Annotated in this window: 18 protein-coding genes; 12 read left to right on the top strand and 6 right to left on the bottom strand. The window is 72.5% G+C overall.

The annotated features are described in order from the left end of the window. Positions 1 to 168: 168 nt before the first annotated feature. From ACTVZO_RS30265 to ACTVZO_RS30280, 4 genes are all read left to right on the top strand, one after another. Complete coding sequence (locus ACTVZO_RS30265; protein WP_443301333.1) at positions 169 to 1,329, top strand: DegT/DnrJ/EryC1/StrS family aminotransferase; 1,161 nt, start codon at positions 169 to 171, stop codon at positions 1,327 to 1,329. Next, positions 1,326 to 2,408 (top strand): Gfo/Idh/MocA family protein, encoded by a 1,083-nt coding sequence (locus ACTVZO_RS30270; protein ID WP_443301334.1) that lies wholly within the window; start codon positions 1,326 to 1,328, stop codon positions 2,406 to 2,408. The genes ACTVZO_RS30265 and ACTVZO_RS30270 overlap by 4 nt, the downstream gene beginning before the upstream one ends. A 66-nt stretch (positions 2,409 to 2,474) precedes the next feature. Beyond that, positions 2,475 to 3,167, top strand: a complete 693-nt coding sequence (locus ACTVZO_RS30275) for an HAD-IA family hydrolase (protein ID WP_443301335.1) — start codon at positions 2,475 to 2,477, stop codon at positions 3,165 to 3,167. A 14-nt stretch (positions 3,168 to 3,181) separates the two neighbouring features. Further along, on the top strand, positions 3,182 to 4,081 hold the full coding sequence (locus ACTVZO_RS30280; protein WP_443301336.1) for an ROK family protein: 900 nt from the start codon (positions 3,182 to 3,184) through the stop codon (positions 4,079 to 4,081). 4 nt (positions 4,082 to 4,085) lie between these two features. Here the strand turns inward: ACTVZO_RS30280 and mhpA are convergent, their stop codons facing one another. Further along, positions 4,086 to 5,720 (bottom strand): bifunctional 3-(3-hydroxy-phenyl)propionate/3-hydroxycinnamic acid hydroxylase MhpA, encoded by a 1,635-nt coding sequence (mhpA, locus tag ACTVZO_RS30285; protein WP_443301337.1) that lies wholly within the window; start codon positions 5,718 to 5,720, stop codon positions 4,086 to 4,088. 377 nt (positions 5,721 to 6,097) lie between these two features. Here mhpA and ACTVZO_RS30290 point away from each other — a divergent pair, with 377 nt between their 5' ends. From ACTVZO_RS30290 to ACTVZO_RS30305, 4 genes are all read left to right on the top strand, one after another. Beyond that, a complete protein-coding gene (locus ACTVZO_RS30290) occupies positions 6,098 to 6,823 on the top strand; it encodes a class I SAM-dependent methyltransferase (RefSeq protein WP_443301338.1) in 726 nt (241 codons plus the stop codon). A 126-nt stretch (positions 6,824 to 6,949) separates the two neighbouring features. Further along, positions 6,950 to 8,194, top strand: a complete 1,245-nt coding sequence (locus ACTVZO_RS30295) for a cytochrome P450 family protein (protein WP_443301339.1) — start codon at positions 6,950 to 6,952, stop codon at positions 8,192 to 8,194. A gap of 103 nt (positions 8,195 to 8,297) precedes the next feature. Next, positions 8,298 to 9,104 carry a thioesterase II family protein gene (locus ACTVZO_RS30300; protein WP_443301340.1) on the top strand — a complete coding sequence of 269 codons (807 nt, stop codon included), beginning with the start codon at positions 8,298 to 8,300 and terminating at the stop codon, positions 9,102 to 9,104. Next, positions 9,104 to 9,955, top strand: coding sequence for a metallophosphoesterase family protein (locus ACTVZO_RS30305; RefSeq protein WP_443301341.1), 852 nt, complete (start codon positions 9,104 to 9,106; stop codon positions 9,953 to 9,955). The genes ACTVZO_RS30300 and ACTVZO_RS30305 overlap by 1 nt, the downstream gene beginning before the upstream one ends. Before the next feature lie 28 nt (positions 9,956 to 9,983). On the opposite strand, the gene ACTVZO_RS30310 is transcribed toward ACTVZO_RS30305, so the two are convergent. Next, positions 9,984 to 11,300 (bottom strand): helix-turn-helix transcriptional regulator, encoded by a 1,317-nt coding sequence (locus ACTVZO_RS30310; RefSeq protein ID WP_443301342.1) that lies wholly within the window; start codon positions 11,298 to 11,300, stop codon positions 9,984 to 9,986. Between the two features lie 394 nt (positions 11,301 to 11,694). Here ACTVZO_RS30310 and ACTVZO_RS30315 point away from each other — a divergent pair, with 394 nt between their 5' ends. Beyond that, a complete protein-coding gene (locus tag ACTVZO_RS30315) occupies positions 11,695 to 12,141 on the top strand; it encodes a type II 3-dehydroquinate dehydratase (protein WP_443301343.1) in 447 nt (148 codons plus the stop codon). Here ACTVZO_RS30315 and ACTVZO_RS30320 read toward each other — a convergent pair. Continuing rightward, complete coding sequence (locus tag ACTVZO_RS30320) at positions 12,138 to 12,959, bottom strand: VOC family protein (protein ID WP_443301344.1); 822 nt, start codon at positions 12,957 to 12,959, stop codon at positions 12,138 to 12,140. The genes ACTVZO_RS30315 and ACTVZO_RS30320 overlap by 4 nt on opposite strands. 174 nt (positions 12,960 to 13,133) lie before the next feature. On the opposite strand from ACTVZO_RS30320, the gene ACTVZO_RS30325 reads away from it, so the two are divergent. Next, complete coding sequence (locus ACTVZO_RS30325; protein ID WP_443301345.1) at positions 13,134 to 13,979, top strand: sulfurtransferase; 846 nt, start codon at positions 13,134 to 13,136, stop codon at positions 13,977 to 13,979. Between the two features lie 28 nt (positions 13,980 to 14,007). On the opposite strand, the gene sepH is transcribed toward ACTVZO_RS30325, so the two are convergent. Next, entirely contained in the window at positions 14,008 to 15,063 is a 1,056-nt protein-coding gene (gene sepH, locus ACTVZO_RS30330; protein WP_384225642.1) for a septation protein SepH, read from the bottom strand. A gap of 495 nt (positions 15,064 to 15,558) precedes the next feature. On the opposite strand from sepH, the gene ACTVZO_RS30335 reads away from it, so the two are divergent. After that, positions 15,559 to 16,305 carry a hypothetical protein gene (locus ACTVZO_RS30335; protein ID WP_443301346.1) on the top strand — a complete coding sequence of 249 codons (747 nt, stop codon included), beginning with the start codon at positions 15,559 to 15,561 and terminating at the stop codon, positions 16,303 to 16,305. A gap of 13 nt (positions 16,306 to 16,318) precedes the next feature. Here the strand turns inward: ACTVZO_RS30335 and ACTVZO_RS30340 are convergent, their stop codons facing one another. Continuing rightward, positions 16,319 to 17,644 carry a D-arabinono-1,4-lactone oxidase gene (locus tag ACTVZO_RS30340; RefSeq protein WP_443301347.1) on the bottom strand — a complete coding sequence of 442 codons (1,326 nt, stop codon included), beginning with the start codon at positions 17,642 to 17,644 and terminating at the stop codon, positions 16,319 to 16,321. Further along, positions 17,598 to 18,851: an MFS transporter gene (locus tag ACTVZO_RS30345; protein WP_443301348.1), complete on the bottom strand. Its 1,254-nt coding sequence runs from the start codon at positions 18,849 to 18,851 to the stop codon at positions 17,598 to 17,600. Before ACTVZO_RS30345 ends, ACTVZO_RS30340 begins: the two co-directional genes overlap by 47 nt. A gap of 172 nt (positions 18,852 to 19,023) precedes the next feature. On the opposite strand from ACTVZO_RS30345, the gene ACTVZO_RS30350 reads away from it, so the two are divergent. Continuing rightward, positions 19,024 to 20,208 carry a ferrochelatase gene (locus tag ACTVZO_RS30350; RefSeq protein ID WP_443301349.1) on the top strand — a complete coding sequence of 395 codons (1,185 nt, stop codon included), beginning with the start codon at positions 19,024 to 19,026 and terminating at the stop codon, positions 20,206 to 20,208. The last annotated feature ends 2 nt before the right edge of the window (positions 20,209 to 20,210 follow it).

The following is a 20,210-nucleotide window of genomic DNA, read 5'->3' on the forward strand; positions in this document are numbered from 1 at the left end:
ACCGGTAATTCAGCTCTTTCTGACTGCACATGACGCTGCACGGGGCGGAGTGTGCGCCTCTTCCGCGAACTCGACGGAAAGTGCTCGTGCGCGCGCGTATTTCTCTGTGGAACGCTGCCCCGCCCGCTTCGCACTCCGCGTCGAGTCGGATCCATTACTTGGAGAAACATGAACGTGCGACAGGCGCCGGAATTCCCCCAGTGGCCCCAGTATGACGAGAGTGAGCGGGAAGGGCTCATCCGTGCACTCGAGCAGGGCCAGTGGTGGCGGATGGGCGGAACCGAAGTCGACTCCTTCGAGCAGGAATTCGCCGAGCACCACGGCGCCGCCCACGCCCTCGCCGTCACGAACGGAACCCACGCACTGGAGCTCGCGCTCCAGGTCATGGGCGTCGGACCGGGCTCCGAAGTGATCGTCCCGGCCTTCACCTTCATCTCCTCCTCCCAGGCGGCGCAGCGGCTCGGCGCCGTCGCGGTCCCGGTCGACGTCGACCCGGACACCTACTCCATCGACGTGGCCTCGGCCGCCGCCGCCGTGACCTCGCGGACCCGGGCGATCATGCCGGTGCACATGGCGGGCTTCCTCGCCGACATGGACGCGCTGGCCAAGCTCTCCGCCGACACCGGAGTCCCGCTGCTCCAGGACGCCGCGCACGCCCACGGCGCCCGCTGGCAGGGCAAGCGCGTCGGCGAGCTCGGCTCGGTCGCCGCGTTCAGCTTCCAGAACGGCAAGCTGATGACCGCCGGAGAGGGCGGCGCCGTCCTGTTCCCGGACTCGGAGATGTACGAGAACGCCTTCCTGCGGCACAGCTGCGGGCGGCCCCGTACCGACCGCCGCTACCGGCACGCGATCGCCGGCTCCAACCTGCGCCTGGGCGAGTTCCAGGCCGCGGTCCTGCGGTCCCAGCTGCGCCGCCTGGACGGGCAGATCGCCACGCGCCACGAGCGCTGGGCCGTGCTCTCCCAGCTCCTCGAGGCCATCGACGGGGTGGTCCCGCAGCGCGGTGACGAGCGCACCGACGTCCCCTCGCACTACATGGCGATGTTCCGGGTGCCGGGCCTCGGCGAGGACGACCGCAACGCCCTGGTCGACCGGCTCGTGGCGGCCGGCCTGCCGGCCTTCGCGGGATTCCGCGCGATCTACCGCACCGACGCCTTCTGGGAGATCGGCGCGCCCGACACCACCCCGGACGAGCTCGCGGAGCGCTGCCCCCACTCGGAGGCCATCAGCCAGGACTGCATCTGGCTGCACCACCGCACGCTGCTCGGCACCGAGGAGGACATGCACCGGACCGCTGAGATCATCGCGCATGAGGTGAGCACCACATGAGCGTCCGGGTGGCCATCGTCGGGCTCGGCTGGGCCGGGCGGGAGCTGTGGCTCCCGCTGCTGCGCGAGCACGCCGACTTCGACGTGGTGGCCGTCACCGACACCGAACCGGCGGCCCGCGAGGCCTTCGACGGCACGCTCGGCATCCCCGTCCACGCGACGGTCGAGGCCCTCGACGCCCGCTCCGTCGACCTCGCCGTCGTCGCCGTGCCCAACTTCCTGCACGCCCAGGTGGCCGCGGCCCTGCTCCGCAAGGGCATCTCCGTCTTCCTGGAGAAGCCGGTGTGCCTGACCTCCGACGAGGCGGGCCTGCTGGCCGACGCCGAACGCTCCGGCGGGGCCATGCTGCTGGCCGGCAGCGCCGCCCCGTACCGCAGCGACGTCGGGGCCCTGGCCCGCCTGGTGCCGGACCTGGGCCACATCCGGCACGTCGACCTGTCCTGGGTCCGGGCGCGCGGCATCCCCAAGGCCGGCGGCTGGTTCACCCAGCGCAGCAAGGCCGGCGGCGGCGTGCTGTTCGACCTCGGATGGCACCTGCTCGACACGCTCGCCTCGCTGCTCGGGCCGTCCCGCTTCACCCAGGTCGTCGGCGTCACCGCGAGCGACTTCGTGAACATCGGTTCGTGGAGCGCGGCCTGGCGGCAGGACCAGCCGGCGGCCGACTCCGGCGGCGACGTCGAGGACACCGCCCGGGGCTTCTTCGTCCGCGAGGACGGCGTCTCCGTCGCCCTGCACGCCAGCTGGGCCTCGCACGAGGCACGGGACGTGTCCACGATCCAGGTCGTGGGCAGCGCGGGCACCGCCGAGCTGCGGTGCACCTTCGGCTTCAGCCCCAACCGCCAGCCGCAGCCGGTGCTGACGCTGACCCGCGAAGGCACCACCACGTCCATCCCGGTGCCCGACGAGCCGATCGGCAACGAGTACCGGCGGCAGCTGGACGGCCTCGCCGGGATCCTGGGCGACCCCCGCAACCGCGGCCGTTCCATCGACGACGCCCGCACCACGGTCCGCGTCATCGAGGAGTTCTACGCGTCGGCCCGTTCCGCGCGCGCCCGCCACGCCGTGCCCGCCTACCAGTAGCGGGCACGGAAAGCCGGTCGACCACCGGTTCCAAGAGAACGAGCAGACGTACGGAGTGGGCATCACATGACAGTGACAACGGTACGGACGCCGCCGACGCAGACCCTGCCGTCGGCCAGGCGCGCCGTGATCTTCGACCTCGACGGGGTCATCGTCGACAGCTTCGCGGTGATGGAAGAGGCGTTCGCCATCGCCTACAAGGAGGCCGTCGGCGAAGGTCCGGCGCCCTTCGAGGAGTACCGGCGCCACCAGGGCCGCTACTTCCCGGACATCATGCGGATCATGGGCCTCCCGCTGGAGATGGAGGAGCCCTTCGTTCGCGAGAGCTACCGGCTCGCCCCCCAGGTCCCGGTCTTCGACGGCATCGTCGAGCTGCTGCTGACCCTGCGGGTGCGCGGGTACAAGCTCGCGGTGGCCACCGGCAAGAGCGGGCCCCGCGCCCGCTCCCTGCTCGACGAGCTGGGCCTGCTGCCGTTCTTCGACCACGTGATCGGCTCGGACGAGGTCGCCCACCCCAAGCCCGCCCCGGACATCGTGGAGCACGCCCTGGACCTGCTGGGGCTGCCGGCCGCCGCCGCCATCATGGTCGGCGACGCGCCGACCGACCTGGCCAGCGCCAAGGGCGCCGGTGTGGCCTCAGCGGCCGCGCTGTGGGCCGAGGTCGACGACGAGGACGCACTGCTGGCCGCCCAGCCGGGCGCCGTGCTGCACCGCCCGTCCGACCTGCTGGCGCTGTGCCCGGCCGTGCCCCGCGGCTGAGGGCGACCACGGGCATGGAGAACGCACTTCACCTCGGCGTCGACATCGGGGGCACCAAGGTCGCCTTCCGGGTGGAGGCCGGCGCGCGATGCGTGGACGAGTCCTCGTTCCCGTGGGGCCCGCGGCACAGCGCCGCCCAGGACCTGGCACAACTGGCCGCCCATGTGGCGGGGTTGCGCAGCCGCCTCGGAGCACCGCTCCGGGCGGTGGGCGTGGCCATGCCCGGAGCGGTCGGCCCGGACGGGCGGATCACCGCCTGGCCCAGCCGCCCGGAGTGGAACGGGCTCGCGCTGGACGCGTCGCTGCGGGCCCTGTTCCCCGAAGCGGCCGTGGCCTGGGCCGACGACGGTGACCTCGGCGCGCTCGCCGAGGCCGAGGCGTGCGGTTGCGAGGACCTGCTCTACCTCGGGGTCGGCACCGGCATCGGCGGCGGCCTCGTGCTGAGGGGCGAACCGTGCCCCGGGCTCGGCCGCGGCTCGTTCGAGATCGGGCACGTGATCGTCGACATGGGCGGTGCGCACTGCGTCTGCGGCCGCCGCGGATGCCTCCAGGCGATCGCCTCCGGCCCGGCCACCCTGCGCCGCGCGGCGACGCTGCGGGGCGCACCCGCCGCCTTCGAGGACCTGCGGCGGGCACTGGACGACGGGGAGCCGTGGGCGGTCACCGCGCTGGACCGGACCGGCCGGGCCCTGGCCGCCGCCGTGTGCGGGGTCCAGGAACTGGTCCAGCCGAAGCTCGTCCTGATCGGCGGCGGCTTCGCGGCCGGGATCCCCGGCCTCGTCGGGGCGGTCTCCGGCCACCTGGCCGGACTCGCCCGGCCAGGACGGCCCGCGCTGCCGGTGGAACCGGCGGCGCTGGGCGGCCTGTCGTCCTTGCGCGGGGCGGTCTCGCTCGCCCGGCTGGTCGCGCCCTGACCCGTCAGCCGGCCAGGTGCCCCGCACCGGCCGGCACGGCGGCCCGCAACCGGTCCCGCAGGTCGTCGACCAGCGCCGCCGTCCCGTCCGGGCCGCTCGCCGCGCCGAACACGTGGTAGTCGGGCCGTACGAGCAGCGAAGTGGCCCCGTACCGCGCCAGATACGGCCCGTAGACCTCGTCCGTGTCCACCACGCCGACGACACCGCCCGCTCCGTCGGGCGCCTGCCCGGCCGGCAGCAGCCGCACCACGTGGGCGCCCAGCCCGGCGAGGAACGCCAGCCGCTCCGCGTCGAGCACGGTGTGCGGATCGTCGGTGGTCAGCAGGACGAAACCGCGGCCGACGACCTCGTCGAACAGCCCGCTGCCGCCCGGCCCGTCCACCCGCCCCTGCGGTACGACGGCACCCGCGGGCGCCCCGGCCGGCCCGGCCCCGGCCGCCCGCTGGAGCAGCCCGGCCGCCAGCGGCTTCGCCGGCTCGGGCCGCCCGGCCGGCCGGCCCCGCCGGTTGGCCAGCACCGTGGCATCGCGCTCGGCGGCGGCCGCCGGGTCCGTCACGCAGATCATCCGGCCCAGCTGGACCGACGACAAGATCGCCTCCTTGGCCTGCGCGCGGCGCTCCTCCGTGTAGGTGTCCAGCAGGGACTCGTCCGCGAGGCCGCGCAGCGTCAGGTCCAGCTTCCACGCCAGGTTGACGACGTCCCGGATGCCGGAGCACATGCCCTGCCCGGCGAACGGCGGCATGAGGTGGGCCGCGTCACCGGCCAGCAGCACGTGGCCCACCCGCCACTGGTCGGCCCAACGGGCCTGGAATATGTACGTGGTGCTGCGCAGCAGCGTGGCCGTGTCGGGGGTGACGCCGAACGGCGCCATCAGCCGCCAGGCCGTCTCGTCCCGGTTGAGCTCGGCGGCGCTCTCGTCCGGCAGGCGCATGAACTCCCAGCGCCGGCGCCCCGGCCCGCTCGCCACCACGGTCGTGGGCCTGGCCGGATCGCAGATCTGCACGTTGGACGGGGTGAACTCGCGCGGCTGGTGCAGCTCGACGTCGCAGAGCAGCCACTCGTACGAGAAACCGAGGTCCGTGACCGGGACGTCGAGGTGGTCGCGCACGAAGCTGTTGGCGCCGTCGCATCCCACGACCCACCGCGCGGTGAGGACGCGCGTCGCCCCGTCGTCGGTGGACACCGTCACCTCCGCCCGCTCCGCGCCGTCGGAGATCCCCACGACCTCGTGCCCGCGCAGCAGCGTGATGCCGTCAAGTTCCGCCACCCGGGCCGCGATCAGCTCCTCCAGGGCGGGCTGGTGCATCGTGTTGGCGTCGGGCCAGCCGTAGGGACCGGACGTGGTGAAACCGATGTCCAGCAGCACCGCGCCGGCCGCGGTCTGCCACTGGTAGCCGTTGGCGGGCTCGGTGACCCGGCCGAGGTCCGGGCCGATCCCGGTGCCGGCCAGCAGCCGGGCCGTCTCCCCGTCGAAGCTGGTCGCCCGCGGAAGCCGGTACGGCCGGGGACGGCGCTCGAGCACCGTCACCCGCCATCCCTGTTGGGCGAGCAGTACCGAGAGCGCGGCACCGATCGGCCCGTTGCCCACGATGACGACGTCCGTGTCCGTCGGATTCGCGTGCGTATCGTGCGTTCGCATGGTTGGCATCGTGCCCCTCGTCGCATGCCGTGGGCAGATCAGCGAGAACTTCGAAAAACGGCGTCAAGGAAGACTTCACAGGTCCGCGCTGTTTGAAGGCTGAATTCCGCCACGCTGGAAAATTGCCAGAATAGTATTCCGGCGTTCCGGGCGTGTCAAGGAACGGGAAATACTATCAGGTTGAGGGATGTGCAGCCGTCCCTCCGTGCCCTAGGAGGCCCGCGAATTCGAGTACGGCCTATCAGATCGGGGGATGGCCGACCGGCGGTACCCGCCCTAGCGTGTGGAAGGACAATGCAAGGCGCGCGGGCCACCGCTGCCGGGCAATCTCGTTGAACAATTCGCTGGAGGCTCGTGTGACCGGAAATCAGGTTTCCGTGGAAAATCTCGACCTGGACGCCTTTTACGAGAGCTACAAGGGAGAGACCCGTGTCGGCCCGCCGGCGCCGTGGGACATCGGCGGTCCGCAGCCGGTCCTGATCGCGCTCGAGGAGTCCGGCGAGATCAAGGGTGACGTCCTCGACATCGGCTGTGGCCTCGGCGGCAACTCCATCTTCCTCGCCTCGCGCGGTCACAAGGTCACCGGCATCGACGCGGCGAAGACCGCCGTCAAGGAGGCCTCGAAGCGCGCCAAGGCCCAGGGCGTCGAGGCCGAGTTCGCCGTCGCCGACGCCACCAGCCTGGAGGGCTTCGAGGGCCGCTTCGACACCGTCGTGGACAGCGCGCTCTACCACTGCCTGAACGAGCAGGGCCAGCGCGACTACATCGCCGCGCTGCACCGCGCCACGAAGCCCGGCGCGAAGCTCCACCTCTGGGTCTTCGCCGCCGAGGCGCACGCCCCGTTCCCCACCGTGCAGCGCGTCACCGAGAAGAACCTCCGCGAGAACGTCGGCGAGAAGTTCGAGATCACCTCGCTGCAGCTGGCGGAGTACGACACCACCCTCACCCACGAGGGGATCCGGGAGATGCTGGGCGTGAAGCCCGCCGAGGGCGCCCCCGACGCGCCCGTCGCCTTCGACCCGGCCTTCAAGTGGCCCGAGGAGGAGCTGGAGGGCGAGATCAAGGCGCCCGTCTGGCAGCTCACGGCCGTCCGCGCCGGCTGACACCGGCCGCCGCCAGGCCATCGGCCCGTCCCAGAGCGGGCTTCCACGCGGCCGGCTGCCGCTTCGGCAGCCGGCCGCGCCGCCGTCCCGGCCCCAGCTCCGTCCTCGACCCGAAGGGGTAGACCCATGACCGCCACCGCCGAGAGTCCGGCCGCGCCGGTCGACCTGTTCTCGCCGGACGTCACAGCCGATCCGTTCGCCGCGTACGCGCGGATGCGCGAGCAGGCTCCGGTGCTGGCCGGCTCGCTGATGGGCGGGCCGCCGATGTGGCTGGTCACCCGTTACGAAGACGTGCGCCGGGTCCTCACCGACCCGCTGTTCCTCAACAACCCGGCATCGGTACCGGGCGCCGCCCGCCGGTTCACGGTCATGAAGAACGTCTCCTCCGACGTGGTGGAGTACCTCTCCGGCAAACTGATCGAGATCGACGGCGACGACCACCTCCGGCTGCGCAGGCTGGTCTCCAAGGCCTTCACCGCGCGAAGGGTGGCCGGGCTGCGCCCGCGGATCGAGGAGATCGCCGGGGAACTGCTCGACAGCATGGCGGAGGCCGGACGCGAGGGCGCGCCCGTCGACCTCGTGGAGTCGTTCTGCTTCGAGCTCCCGGCGACCGTGATCTGCGAGCTGGTCGGCATCGACGTGGCCGACCGTACGGACTGGTACGCATGGGGGCGCGCCCTGATGGCGCCCACGGAGCACGTGGAGACCCTCCCGGCCGTCTTCCGCGACTGCGCCGACTACCTGTTCGGCGTGATCGCCCGCCGCCGCGCCGAGCCGCGCGACGACCTGATCAGCGCACTCGTACAGGTCCAGGAGGACGACGGCGACCGCCTCACCGACCGGGAGATGGTCAAGCTCGTCTTCACCCTGGTGATCGCCGGACACGAGACGACGATGAACCTGATCGGCAACTCGGTGATGACCCTGCTCGAGCACCCGGACCAGCTCGCGCTGCTGCGCGAGGAGCCGTCCCGGTGGCCGCAGGCGGTCCTGGAGCTCATGCGCCTGGGGCCCACCCAGTTCGGCAACCCCCGGTACCCGGCCGAGGAGGTCGAGCTCGGCGGAGTGACGATCCCCGCGGGCGCGCCGGTCCTCCCGCTGATCCTGTCCGCGAACACCGACCCGCGCAGGTTCGGCTGCCCCGAGCGGATGGACATGGACCGGGAAACCGGCACGGGCCACCTCGGGTTCGGGCAGGGAGCCCACTACTGCCTCGGGGCGCCGCTGGCCCTCCAGGAGGCGGAAGTGGCGCTGCGCGCCCTGTTCGACCGGTTCCCGGACCTGTCGCTCGCCGTGCCGCGCGAGGAGATCCCGTGGGTGCTGCGGACCGGTTTCACGGCGGTCGCCGCGCTCCCGCTGCGGCTCGGCTGAGCCGTTCACCTATCAGATCGGGGGATGTCCGGCCGGCCTTGCCTGTCCTACCCTCCTGAAAAGATGTTGCGCCAAGGGATGTTCCCGAAAGGAATCACTGGCCGTGCCTCAAGCAGCGGAGCAATTCGAGAAGTGGCTGCGCCGGTCCCACCCGGCGCCGGACAGCGGGGTACGCCTCGTGTGCCTGCCGCACGCCGGCGGATCGGCGAGCTTCTACTTCCCGATGTCCAAGGCGCTCGCGCCCGCGGTGGAGGTACTGGCGGTCCAGTACCCGGGGCGCCAGGACCGGCGGGGCGAGCCGAACATCCCCAGCCTTCCCGACCTGGCCGACCGGATCTTCGAGGCCGTCCGCAGCCTCGACGAGAAGCCCCTGGCGCTGTTCGGGCACAGCATGGGGGCCGTACTGGCCTACGAGGTCGCGCTGCGCATGCAGGACGCCGGACTCCCCTCGCCCGTACGGCTCTTCACCTCCGGACGCAGGGCCCCCTCCTGCGAGCGCGACGAGGGCGTCCACACGCAGTCGGACGAGCACATGGTCGCCGAGCTCCGCAAGCTCAGCGGCACCAGCGCGGCCATGCTGAACGATCCCGAACTGCTCGAAATGATCATGCCGGCGATCCGCAGCGACTACCGTGCGGTGGAGACGTACCGCTACGAGCCCGGCCGGCGGCTGGACTGCCCGGTCACCGTCATCACCGGTGACAGCGACCCCCGGGTCTCGATCGACGAAGCGGCGGCCTGGGAGAACCACACCGACGGACCGACGGACCTCCACGTCCTGCCGGGCGGCCACTTCTACCTCGTCGACCAGAACGCCCGCGTGGCCGGACTGCTGGCGCAGCGCCTGGACGGCCGGCACGCCGCCACGTACGCGGGAAGCGGTCTCGCGAGCGCCGAGGGGACCGGGTGATGGCCGGCACCGCCGGCGGCACCGGACAGCTGCTGGCCATCAGCGACCTCCACCTCAACTACGCGGAGAACCGCGCCCTGGTGGAGCGGATGACACCCGAGTCGGACGAGGACTGGCTGCTGGTCGCCGGGGACGTGGCGGAGACCGTGGCCGACGTCCGCTGGTGCCTGAAGACCTTCGCGAGCCGCTTCCGCAAGGTCGTCTGGGTCCCCGGCAACCACGAGCTGTGGACCCACCCGAGCGACACCGTCAGCCTGCGCGGTGTGGCCCGCTACGAGCACCTGGTCGAGCTGTGCCGGGAACTGGGCGTCACCACGCCCGAGGACCCCTACCCGATCTGGGAGGGGCCGGGCGGCCCCGTCGCCGTGGCGCCGCTGTTCCTGGGGTACGACTACTCCTTCCTGCCCGCCGGCTGCACCACCAAGGCGGAGGGGCTGGCCTACGCGCACGAGACCGGAGTCGTCTGCCAGGACGAGTACGTACTGCACCCCGACCCCTACCCGAGCCGCGAGGCCTGGTGCCGGGCCAGGGTCGCCGAGACCGAGCGCCGGCTCGCCGAACTCCCCGAAGACCTCCCCACCGTGCTCGTCAACCACTACCCGCTCGACCGGCACCCGACGGACGTCCTGTGGTACCCGGAGTTCGCCATGTGGTGCGGGACCCGGCTCACCGCCGACTGGCACCGCAGGTTCCGCGTGACCGCCATGGTCTACGGCCACCTCCACATCCCGCGGACCACCTACCACGAGGGCGTCCGCTTCGAGGAGGTGTCCGTGGGCTACCCCCGCGAGTGGCGCAAGCGCCCCGGTGGAGCACCCGGAAAACTCCGCCGGATCCTGCCGGCGGAGTGACCCGGTGCGAAGCGGCGGCCGCCCGGCGTCACCCCGGGGAAACGGGCTCGGCGGCGGCATCCGAAAGACGGCTCCACGTCCGCGTCAGCTCCACGCGGGAAGCCACGTTCAGCTTGCGGAAGATCTTCTTCAGGTGGAACGCCACCGTGTGACCGGAGATGAAGAGGTGCTCGCCGACCTGCGAGTTGGTGAACCCGTGGCTCACCAGCTCGGCGACGGCGGCCTCCGTCTCGGTGAGGGAGCCGGTGTTCACCCCGTCCTGGCTGACGTAGCGCGGATAGCGGCCGCGCCGCACCCCGAGCCCGCGGAGCCTGCTGACGACCCTGCGGGCGTCGCGCGGCGCCCCGGCGTTCGTGTAGCCGTCCACCGCCCGTTCGAGGACCTCGACCGCCCGGTCGCGTTCCCGGTCCAGGTCGGCGAGCAGGTTCCCGGCGTCCTCGAAGGCGGACGCGCCGGCCCACGGGTCCAGGTGCGATTCGCCCGCGGAGAGGAGCCGTTCGGGACTCTCCTCGAGCAGCCCGCGGGCGTGCGAGGCCGCCGCCGTCATCGAACGGAGCCCGGAGTTGCGCGTCGCGAGGCCGGAGGCCTCGGACGCCACCCGCTGGGCGAGGGAGGCGTCACCCAGCTCCCTGGTGGCCCGCACCAGCCAGGCGGCGGCGGCCGGCTGCGAGGCCAGCAGCTCCAGGAGGAGCTGGTCGTCCGTGATGATGCCCACGATGAAATGAGCGGCGCTCTTCGCTCCGCCCTGCACTTCCAGCAACTGAGCCGCGGCCCAGGCGTACTGACCGGGCCGGTCGGTCGTCCGGCCCAGCAGGGCGTCGTCGCGCAGCTGGTCGACGAACTCCAGGCTCACGCTCACGTTGCCCTGGCGCAGCGCGCTGAGCGCCATCACCGTGTGCGCGTCCGGCAGCAGGCAACGCAGGCCGGCCTGCTGCGCCTTGCGCACACCCCGGCCCACCGCGTCGACGGCGGCGGCGACATCCCCCTGGGCGAGCGCGAGATCTCCCGCGCACACCAGCGAGGCCGCCACCAGCCCCTCGGTGTCCCGGGCGCCGGCCGTCAGCTCCTCCACCCGGGCGAGCGAACGCGCCGCGGCGACCGGTTCGCGCACTCTGACCAGCAAGGAGGAATGCCAGATCGTGGCCGGCCCTATGCAGGTGCCGGCGCACGCGGGGTGCCCCTGGCTCGCCGCGTCCGACAGGCGCAGTGCGTCCGTCAGGTCGCCGCGGGACCAGGCGGAGAAGGAGAGGGAGGAGAGCCGGACCGTTTCGCAAGAGTCGCTGTCGCAAGCCCGCATGGCGGAGAAAGCAGGCGGCAGCTCCAACCGGAACAGAGAATCGAGCATCACATCTCCTGTCAGGGGATCATCATTCACGCCGCGTCGTTCCCGTGGTGGTACCGGCAGAGTTCTCGGGGAGCCTAGGCGGCGGTGGCTCAGGAACCCCTCGAGAGGTGATCGGGATCCGCCGAACGACCACCGGTTTCCGGCAGTTCGCGGGCGCGCGCCGGCTGCGACCGACCTGTTCGCGCCAGGGTGCCCGCAGGATCCGCGCCGAACCGGGCGTGCGGGGTCGACGAGACGATCTCGAGTGCGGCCCCAGCCGACGTCGAGCGGGCGTAGGGCAGTTCCTCGAGAACGCCGACCGGAACTATCAGTTCTGATGATGGCGCGGCGCCGGCGGCGCCGAGACCATGGACAGGGTCCGGAATTCGGCACGGTGTGAAGAACGAGGTGTCCCTTGAGTGTCGTACTTCTCTTGAACGGTCCCAATCTGGGAATTCTGGGACGGCGCGAGCCGGAGATATACGGCACCGACACGCTGGCCGACATCGAGAAGGCGGTCGCCGAAGAGGTGGCGGTCAAGGGGTGGGGCGTCGTCTCCGTCCAGCACGACTCGGAAGGCGACCTCGTGCGCGCCATCCACGAGCACAACGACTCCACCGTCGGCGCCATCGTCAATCCCGGCGCGCTCATGATCGCCGGATGGAGCCTGCGCGACGCCCTGGCGAGCTATTCACCGCCCTGGGTCGAGGTGCACCTCAGCAACGTCTGGGCCCGCGAGCAGTTCCGGCACGAGTCGGTGATCGCCCCGCTGGCCAGCGGAGTGGTGGTCGGTCTGGGCGCCTTCGGCTACCGGCTGGCAGCCAAGGCACTGCTGCACCTGTCCGAGGCAGACACCCCCTAGCCCTCCGCCGCCCCCGAGCCCGCCGCCGACGTCCGCCCACGCGACCGGACGACCGCGAAGACCGCGCCCTCCGGATCCGAGACCGTGGCGACCCGGCCGACGAGCCCCTCGTGGGGCGGCTCCAGGATCCGGCCGCCCAGGTCGCCGACCCGGGCCGCGGCCGCGTCGGTGTCCTCGACCTCGAAGTACGCCATCCAGTGCGGGCCGCGGTCGTGCGGCAGCGAGCGGCCGACCCCGTGCACGGCGGCCACCGGGCGGCCCTCCAGGTGCAGGGTCACGTAGTCGAAGTCGTCCGAGGCGGTGGAGTGCGTCTGCGGCTCGTGACCGAAGACGTGCTCGTAGAACTTGCCGACCGTCGAGGTGTCCTGGGTGACGAGCTCGTTCCAGACCGGCGTGCCCGGGGCGCCGTGCAGCCGGGTGCCCATGTGGCTCTCGGCCTGCCACAGGCCGAAGATCGCGCCCAGCGGATCGGAACAGATCGCCACCCGCCCGGCGATGCCCGCGTCCAGCGGGCCCACCGCGACCGTCCCGCCGCACGCGCGGATCGTCTCGGCCGTGGCGTCGGCGTCGTCCGTGGCCAGGTACGTGGTCCAGGCGACCGGAAGATGGCGGTCCGGCGGCATCTCGCCGATGCCGGCCACCTCGCGCCCGTCCAACAGGGCCCGTACGTACGGGCCGAGCTGCTCGGGGCCCGGTTCGTACTCCCAGCCGAACAGGTCGGCGTAGAAGTCCTCGGTGGTCCCTAGGCCGTGCACCATGAGGCTCACCCAGCACGGGGTGCCGGGCGTGCGCCGCGTTGCCTTCGCTGCCTCGGTCATGTCAACCGTCTCCTCCGTCGTGCCGTTGCCGCTGCTGATGCTTCCACTCCGGGAGGCCCGGCGCGCCCCGGCCGCGCCGCACGTTCGGGGCCCGGGAGGAGATGACCGGATCGGTTCGCCCCGCTGGTGACGGGCTTGTTACGCGGGTGTGGGGCGGGGAGGAAGATGGCCCGTATGACTGCGACAACAGCGATCCTCTCCGCCGCCGAACTCATGAGCGAGCTGGCCGGTTCCCGGCCTCCCGTGCTGCTGGACATCCGCTGGCAGCTGGGCGGCCCCGACCAGCGTCCCGCGTACGAGGCCGGGCACCTGCCCGGCGCGGTGTACGTCGACCTCGACCGCGAACTGGCTGGTCCGGCCGGGTCGGGCGGGCGCCACCCGCTGCCGGAGCCGGAGGCCTTCGGGGCGGTGATGCGCCGGGCCGGGGTCTCGGCGGACGTCCCGGTGGTCGTGTACGACGGCGGCCAGGGCTGGTCGGCCGCCCGGGCCTGGTGGCTGTTGCGCTGGACGGGTCACGAGGACGTACGGGTCCTGGACGGCGGCCTGGCCGCGTGGACGTCAGCGGGGGGTGACGTGTCGGCCGACCGGGTGATTCCCCAGGAGGGCGATTTCAAGCCAAATCCGGGGGCCGTCGGGCTGCTCGACGCGGACGGAGCGGCCGCGCGGGCACGCGCGGGGGTGCTCCTGGACGCGCGTGCGGGGGAGCGGTACCGCGGTGAGGTCGAGCCGATCGATCCGGTCGGCGGCCACATCCCGGGCGCGCTCTCGGCCCCGACCACGGAGAACGTGGGTCCGGACGGCCGGTTCCTGTCGGCCGGGGCCCTGCGGGCACGCTTCGCCGCGCTCGGCGCCACGGGCGGCGCCCCGGTGGGCGTGTACTGCGGCTCGGGGGTGTCCGGCGCCCACGAGGTGCTGGCACTGGAGGTCGCGGGCATCGCCTCCGACCTCTACGCGGGCAGCTGGTCGCAGTGGTCCTCCGACCCGGCCCGCCCGGTGGCCACGGGCCCGGAACCGCAGTAGCGGCGGATCCGGGCCGGGCGGTCGTGCGTTATTCCTGCTGCTTCTTGCGCCGGGTACCGAAGACGATCTCGTCCCAGCTGGGAACCGCCGCCCGGCGCCCGGGGCGGACGCCGTCCGCCTCGGCCTGCCGGTCCGTGGTTCCCGTCAGCCGGTCGCGGTGGCCGGCGACCGTACGGGGCATCAGGACATCGGCGTACGCGGAGCCCGCGCCCGCCGAGGCGGCCGGAGCCGGCGGCTCCTCCGCCTCGTCCTCCGGCGCCGGAGGTTCCGGAGTCCGCTCCGGGACCACCATGTCGCCGCGGAAGCTCGGGACCGCCTCCAGCAGGCTGGTCAGCGTGTCGCGCTCCTCCTCCGGATCCGGCTGGGGGGCGGTCGGCCGTTCCAACTGGCGGTCGAGCGCGCGGTCCAGCGGCCGGTCGCGCGGCAGCCGAGCGATCCTCGGCACGAAGGGGAAGCTGGGCTCCGGCGCTGCGGGCAGGTCGTCGGACTCGCCGATCAGCGAGCGCGCCTCGTCGTCCACGGCCACGACCAGCCGGCGCGGCGGGTCGTACGTCCAGCTCGCCGAGTGCGGCTCACCGGCGACCAGGTAGACGAGGAGGACCTCCCACGTGCCGTCGTCGCGGCGCCAGGAGTCCCACTGCACGGACTCCTTCTCGGCTCCGCGCAGCGTGAGCCGTTCCTGCACGGCCTCGCCGAGCTGGGGTCCGGTGTTCTCGCCGGGTCGGCGCACGGGTGTCTTGCGGGCGCGCTCGGCCATGAACGCGCGCTCGGCGAGCACCGGGCCCTCGAAGCGGCGTACGCGGTCGACGGGGATGCCGGCGAGTTGAGCGACCTCCTCCGCGGAGGCACCGGCCCGTATGCGGGCCTGGATGTCGCGCGGGCGGAGGTGGCTCTCCACCTCGATCTCGATCTGGTTCAGGCGCGCGCGGTCGTTGCGCACGGCGGCCCGCAGCCGTTCGTCGATCGGAAGCGTGTACTCCGTGCTGTCCCCAGCCTTGAGCACCAGTCGTGTGCCGTCATTTGAGACGGCCACGACACGCAGTTCGGGCATGGGGACCTCCCGGGTGGTGCCTGCCGACGTCACGTGCGTCGCTGCTTCCGCTAGTCGAGTGTGGCCTGCCCGGGTGCAGCCTGCCACAACCTTGCCGAGTTAAACCGGCGTGTCGGGCATGCGCCCTTGATCGCCGTTATGGCACGGTTACCTGTTGGGCACGCACAGTGACCGAACGATTACTGTGCGCAGCAGGCGCCCGTGCGATACCGCGGCATCACCGGTCTTCGAGTGCCGTTCTCCATCAGCCGGCCCCCTCTCCCGAGTCCGGACATCCGAAAGGAAGGACGGCCCCAGGGCTCGTCACAGTACTCCATTCGGGCCACCTGGGTGGACCGCCGCGCCGCCGAAGTTCTCCCGGACGGCGGGAGTTGGCCTGCCCTCCGACGGGCTCCACCTGCACCCGTGTCCGTTTCCGGGTGTCTTGCTTCACATAATCCCCAGAAACGGAACTAATCGTTTCGCCCGGGTGTCAGTAACTCCTGAAGGCTTCCGGCGCGGGAGAGGCAGGGCACACAGGGGATGGCGATGGGTCAGAAGTCGGCGCACGACACCGAACCGGAGAAGAAGAAGCTCGACCTGAGCGCCGCTCAGGTGGCCGGCAGCTCGCTCGCCACCGTCGCGGCCGCCCTCCTCGCCTCGAAGATGGGGGTCTACGGGACCATCCTCGGAGCCGGCGTCGTCAGTGTCGTCGCCACCGCCGGCGGCCCCGTCATCCAGCACTTCTTCCGCCGCACCGGCGACCAGCTGCGCGGGACCGCCCGCCCCGGGGCCCGGCAGGTGCCGCCGCCCGACGACGCCGCGCCGTCCGGGGAGTTCGGCGAGGCCACCGTGCACGGCACCCGGGTGCGGGGCTGGAAGCGCACGGCGGTGGCCGCCGGCGCCGCCTTCGCCATCGCCCTGGGCGGCCTCGGGAGCTACGAGGCGATCGCCGGCACCTCGGTCAGCTCGGACGGCGGGACCATCCTGTCCGGAGGCACCCGCAAGGCGCCCGACCACCAGCCGTCCGCACCGACGGAGAAGCCGGGCACCGGCGGGACGGACGGCAGGACCCCGGGATCCGGGCCCACCCCGGACCCCTCGGGCTCCCACGGGGGCCGCGGCCACAGCGCGTCCCCCGACCCGGACCCCTCGGGCCCGGGGAACCCGGGGGACCCGACGCCCAGCCCGTCCCCGCCGAAGCCCGCTCCGACGCCGACTCCCACGCCCACCCCGTCCGCGACGCCGAGCCCGGACGCGCGGACCCCGTCCGGGCCGCCGCGGGCCACGCCCTGAGGGGGCCGGGGGCTCAGTCGCCCAGGACCCGCCGCAGGTAGTCGTTGCCGAACAGCCGGCCCGGGTCGAGCCGGTCGCGGAGCGCGGTGAACTCGGCGAACCGCGGGTAGACGCCGGCGAAGTACTCCGCGTCCCGCGTGTGCACCTTGCCCCAGTGCGGCCGGCCGCCGTGCGCGGTGAAGATGCGCTCGGCCGCGGTGAAGTAGGCCTGGTACGGGGTGCCCCGGTACATGTGCACCGCGATGTACGCCGTCTCGCGCCCCGAGGCCGTCGACAGCGTGATGTCGTCCGCCGGGGCCGTCCGCACCTCGACCGGGAAGCTGACGCGCAGCCCGGAGCAGTCGACCATCGCCCGCAGCTCCCGCAGCGCCTCGACGACCCGCTCGCGCGGGAGTGCGTACTCCATCTCCACGAACCGGACCCGGCGCGGGCTGGTGAACACCTTGTACGGGATGTCGGTGTACGTGCGCGCCGACAGGGCGCGGCTGGCCACCCGCGCTATGGCCGGGATGGTGGCCGGGACCGCGCGGCCCAGCGAGTTCACCGCCTGGAAGACCCCGTTGGACAGCAGCTCGTCCTCGACCCACGCGCTCACCGGCCCGGGCGGGGCCGCGGGGCCCTGGCTGCGGTTGTTCCGCTTGGTGTTGCAGTTGCCGGTGTGCGGGAACCAGTAGAACTCGAAGTGCTCGTTCTCCGCGAAGTGCTGGTCGAACTCGGCGGTCACCCGGTCGAAGCCCATGGGCTCCTCACGGGCGGTCAGGAAGAACACCGGCTCGACGGCGAAGGTGAGCGAGGTGACGATGCCGAGCGCCCCGATGCCGATCCGGGCCGCCGCGAAGACCTCGGGATTCTCCTTCTCGGAGCACGTCAGCAGCGTGCCGTCGGCGGTGACCAGCTCCAGGCCGCGGATCTGGGCGGCGATGGAGGCGGAGTCACGGCCGGTGCCGTGGGTGCCCGTGCTGGTGGCGCCCGAGACCGTCTGCTCCATGATGTCGCCCATGTTCGTGAGCGACAGGCCCTCCTTGGCCAGCGCCACGTTCAGGTCCTTCAGGACCGTGCCCGCCGCCACCGTGACGGTCCCGGCGGCCCGGTCGAGCGACCGGATCCCGGCCAGCGCCTGGGGGCGTACGAGCACCCCGTCGGTGGCGGCGGCCGCGGTGAAGGAGTGGCCGGTGCCGACGGCCTTCACCCGCAGTCCCTGTTCGGCGGCCCGGCGGACCGCCTCCTGGAGCTCCCCGACCGAGGCCGGGGTCACCGTGCGCACGGGCGTGGCCGAGACGTTGCCCGCCCAGTTACGCCACGCGGTCTGGCTGTTCTGCCCTGCTGTCGCCGTCCCCATCGCTGGCTGGCTCCTCCCCTTGCGCCGGCTGCGTCAGCCGGCGGTATCCCGCGAACGCAACCGCCGCCGCGGCCACCCCCGACGTGATGGAGACGACGAACCCGCGCTGCGCGCCCGCCGCGTCGATGACCAGACCGGTCACCGACGAGCCGACCGCGACGCCGACCGCGAGGCCGGTGCTGATCCAGGTCATGCCCTCGGTCAGCTTCGCGCGTGGTACGTGCGCCTCGATCAGGGCCATCGTGGTGATCATCGTGGGAGCGATGGCGAGGCCCGAGACGAAGAGCGCCACGGCCAGAAACGGAAGGTTCCCGGCCAGTAGGAGGGGGATCATACTCACGGCCATCGCACATACGCCCAGTACCCACCGGAGTTCGGCCCGGCCCTTGAGGTGGAGCAGGCCGAAGACGATTCCGGCGATACAGGACCCCGCCGCCCAGATCGCCAGGATGAAGCTGGCCCAGGACTTGTGGCCCTGCTCCTCGGCGAAGGCCAGGGTGGACACGTCGATGGAACCGAAGATCGCGCCGGTCGCCACGAAGGTGAGCGTCAGCACCTGGAGGCCGGGGGAGCGCAGGGCCGAGGTGCGGTCCCCGCCCTCGCTGCGCGGGTGCGGCGCGGGTTCGGTGGAGCGCTGCGCGGTGAGCAGCCAGACGCCCACCAGCAGGCAGAGCGCGGCGATCAGCGGACCGGCCTCGGGGAACCAGGTGGTGGACAGGCCGATGGCGATGATCGGGCCGAAGATGAAGCAGACCTCGTCGACCACGGACTCGAAGGAGTACGCCGTGTGCAGTTCGCGCGGGGAGTCCTGGTAGATCACGGTCCACCGGGCGCGGATCATCGAGCCGACGCTGGGCACACAGCCGGCGATCGCGGCGAACACGAAGAGCGTCCAGTCGGGCCACCCGTTCGCGGCGGCGATCAGCAGCGCGCCGACCGCGGCGACGGAGATCAGGGTGGCGGGGCGCAGGACCCGGCGCTGGCCGTACTGGTCGACCAGCCGCGAGACCTGCGGGCCTATCACGGCGGCCGCCAGGGCGAGGGTGCCGGTGAGGGCGCTGGCCATCGCGTAGCGGCCGGTGATCTCGGAGATCATCGTGAGGATGCCGACCCCGACCATGGATATCGGGATGCGGCCTATGAGGCCGGCCGCGCTGAACCCCTTGGTGCCGGGGGCCGCGAAGATGGCGCGATAGGGACTGGGCAAAGGGTCTCCGTAAGGGACGTCATCGGCCCATACAGGTTACGACTGCTGACAAGCCACCCGCACGGGGAAAGCTCCCGACGCGGGAACTTAGGTTCACCTTACCTTTGGTCGGCACACGGTTCCGGGCCGGGTCGATTCCCGTGCGCGGTGGCCGGGTGGCAGGATTCCATGCATGTCAGACCAGCTCCGCGCCGCCGCCCAGCCCCGGGCCGAAGGCCTCGCCGCCCCGTACGACGCCCTCCTGCTGCTCTCCTTCGGGGGGCCCGAGGGACCCGACGACGTCGTGCCGTTCCTGGAGAACGTCACGCGCGGGCGAGGGATCCCGCGCGAGCGGCTCGTGGAGGTCGGACAGCACTACTTCGGCTTCGGCGGGGTCAGCCCGATCAACGCGCAGAACCGTGCGCTGCTGGACGCGCTGCGCAAGGAGTTCGCCGGGCACGGACTGGACCTGCCGGTCTACTGGGGCAACCGGAACTGGGCGCCGTACCTGACCGACGTGATGCGGGAGATGGCAGCTGACGGCCGCCGCCGCATCGCCGTGCTCGCGACCAGCGCGTACGCCTCCTACTCGGGCTGCCGGCAGTACCGCGAGAACCTCGCCGACGCGCTGGCCGCGCTCGCCGAGGAGGGCCTGGAGCCGCCGCGCGTCGACAAGCTGCGGCACTACTTCAACCACCCCGGCTTCGTCGGTCCCATGACCGAAGGCGTGCTGGCCTCGCTCGCCGCGCTGCCCGAAGAGGTCCGCGACGGCGCCCACCTCGCCTTCACCACCCACTCCATCCCGACCGCCGCGGCCGACACCTCCGGCCCCGTCGAGGACCACACCGCGGGCGGCGAGGACGGCGGGCGTGGCGAGGGCGGCGCCTACGTCCGGCAGCACCTCGACGTCGCCCGTGTGATCGCGGACGAGGTGGCCGCGCGGACCGGTGTCACGCACCCCTGGCGGCTCGTCTACCAGTCCCGCAGCGGCGCCCCGCACATCCCGTGGCTGGAGCCGGACATCTGCGACCACCTGGAGGCCCTGCACGACGAGGGCGCGCCCGCCGTCGTCATGGTGCCCATCGGATTCGTCTCGGACCACATGGAGGTCCTCTACGACCTCGACACCGAGGCCACCGCCAAGGCCGCCGAACTGGGCCTGCCGGTCGCCCGCTCCGCGACGGTCGGCGCCGACCCCGCCTTCGCCGGAGCCGTGCGGGAGCTCGTACTGGAACGGGCCGCCAAGGAGCGCGGGGAGACCGCTCAGGAGTGCTGGGTGGGCATGCTGGGGCAGAGCCACGACCTGTGCGCCGTGGGCTGCTGCCCGGGGCGGGCACCCCGGCCCGCGGCCGCGGGCGCCGACAGTCCGTACGCGTAGGG

Source organism: Streptomyces sp. IBSNAI002, assembly GCF_052244475.1.
Taxonomy (GTDB): Bacteria; Actinomycetota; Actinomycetes; order Streptomycetales; family Streptomycetaceae; genus Streptomyces.

Coding starts and splice junctions, on each gene's coding strand:
- ACTVZO_RS30295 (WP_443301339.1), top strand. CDS start 6,950: ATGACCGCCACCGCCGAGAGTCCGGCCGCGCCGGTCGACCTGTTCTCG.
- ACTVZO_RS30275 (WP_443301335.1), top strand. CDS start 2,475: ATGACAGTGACAACGGTACGGACGCCGCCGACGCAGACCCTGCCGTCG.
- ACTVZO_RS30265 (WP_443301333.1), top strand. CDS start 169: ATGAACGTGCGACAGGCGCCGGAATTCCCCCAGTGGCCCCAGTATGAC.
- ACTVZO_RS30320 (WP_443301344.1), bottom strand. CDS start 12,959: ATGACCGAGGCAGCGAAGGCAACGCGGCGCACGCCCGGCACCCCGTGC.
- ACTVZO_RS30280 (WP_443301336.1), top strand. CDS start 3,182: ATGGAGAACGCACTTCACCTCGGCGTCGACATCGGGGGCACCAAGGTC.
- ACTVZO_RS30310 (WP_443301342.1), bottom strand. CDS start 11,300: ATGCTCGATTCTCTGTTCCGGTTGGAGCTGCCGCCTGCTTTCTCCGCC.
- mhpA (WP_443301337.1), bottom strand. CDS start 5,720: ATGCGAACGCACGATACGCACGCGAATCCGACGGACACGGACGTCGTC.
- ACTVZO_RS30325 (WP_443301345.1), top strand. CDS start 13,134: ATGACTGCGACAACAGCGATCCTCTCCGCCGCCGAACTCATGAGCGAG.
- ACTVZO_RS30305 (WP_443301341.1), top strand. CDS start 9,104: ATGGCCGGCACCGCCGGCGGCACCGGACAGCTGCTGGCCATCAGCGAC.
- ACTVZO_RS30270 (WP_443301334.1), top strand. CDS start 1,326: ATGAGCGTCCGGGTGGCCATCGTCGGGCTCGGCTGGGCCGGGCGGGAG.
- ACTVZO_RS30335 (WP_443301346.1), top strand. CDS start 15,559: ATGGGTCAGAAGTCGGCGCACGACACCGAACCGGAGAAGAAGAAGCTC.
- ACTVZO_RS30340 (WP_443301347.1), bottom strand. CDS start 17,644: ATGGGGACGGCGACAGCAGGGCAGAACAGCCAGACCGCGTGGCGTAAC.
- ACTVZO_RS30350 (WP_443301349.1), top strand. CDS start 19,024: ATGTCAGACCAGCTCCGCGCCGCCGCCCAGCCCCGGGCCGAAGGCCTC.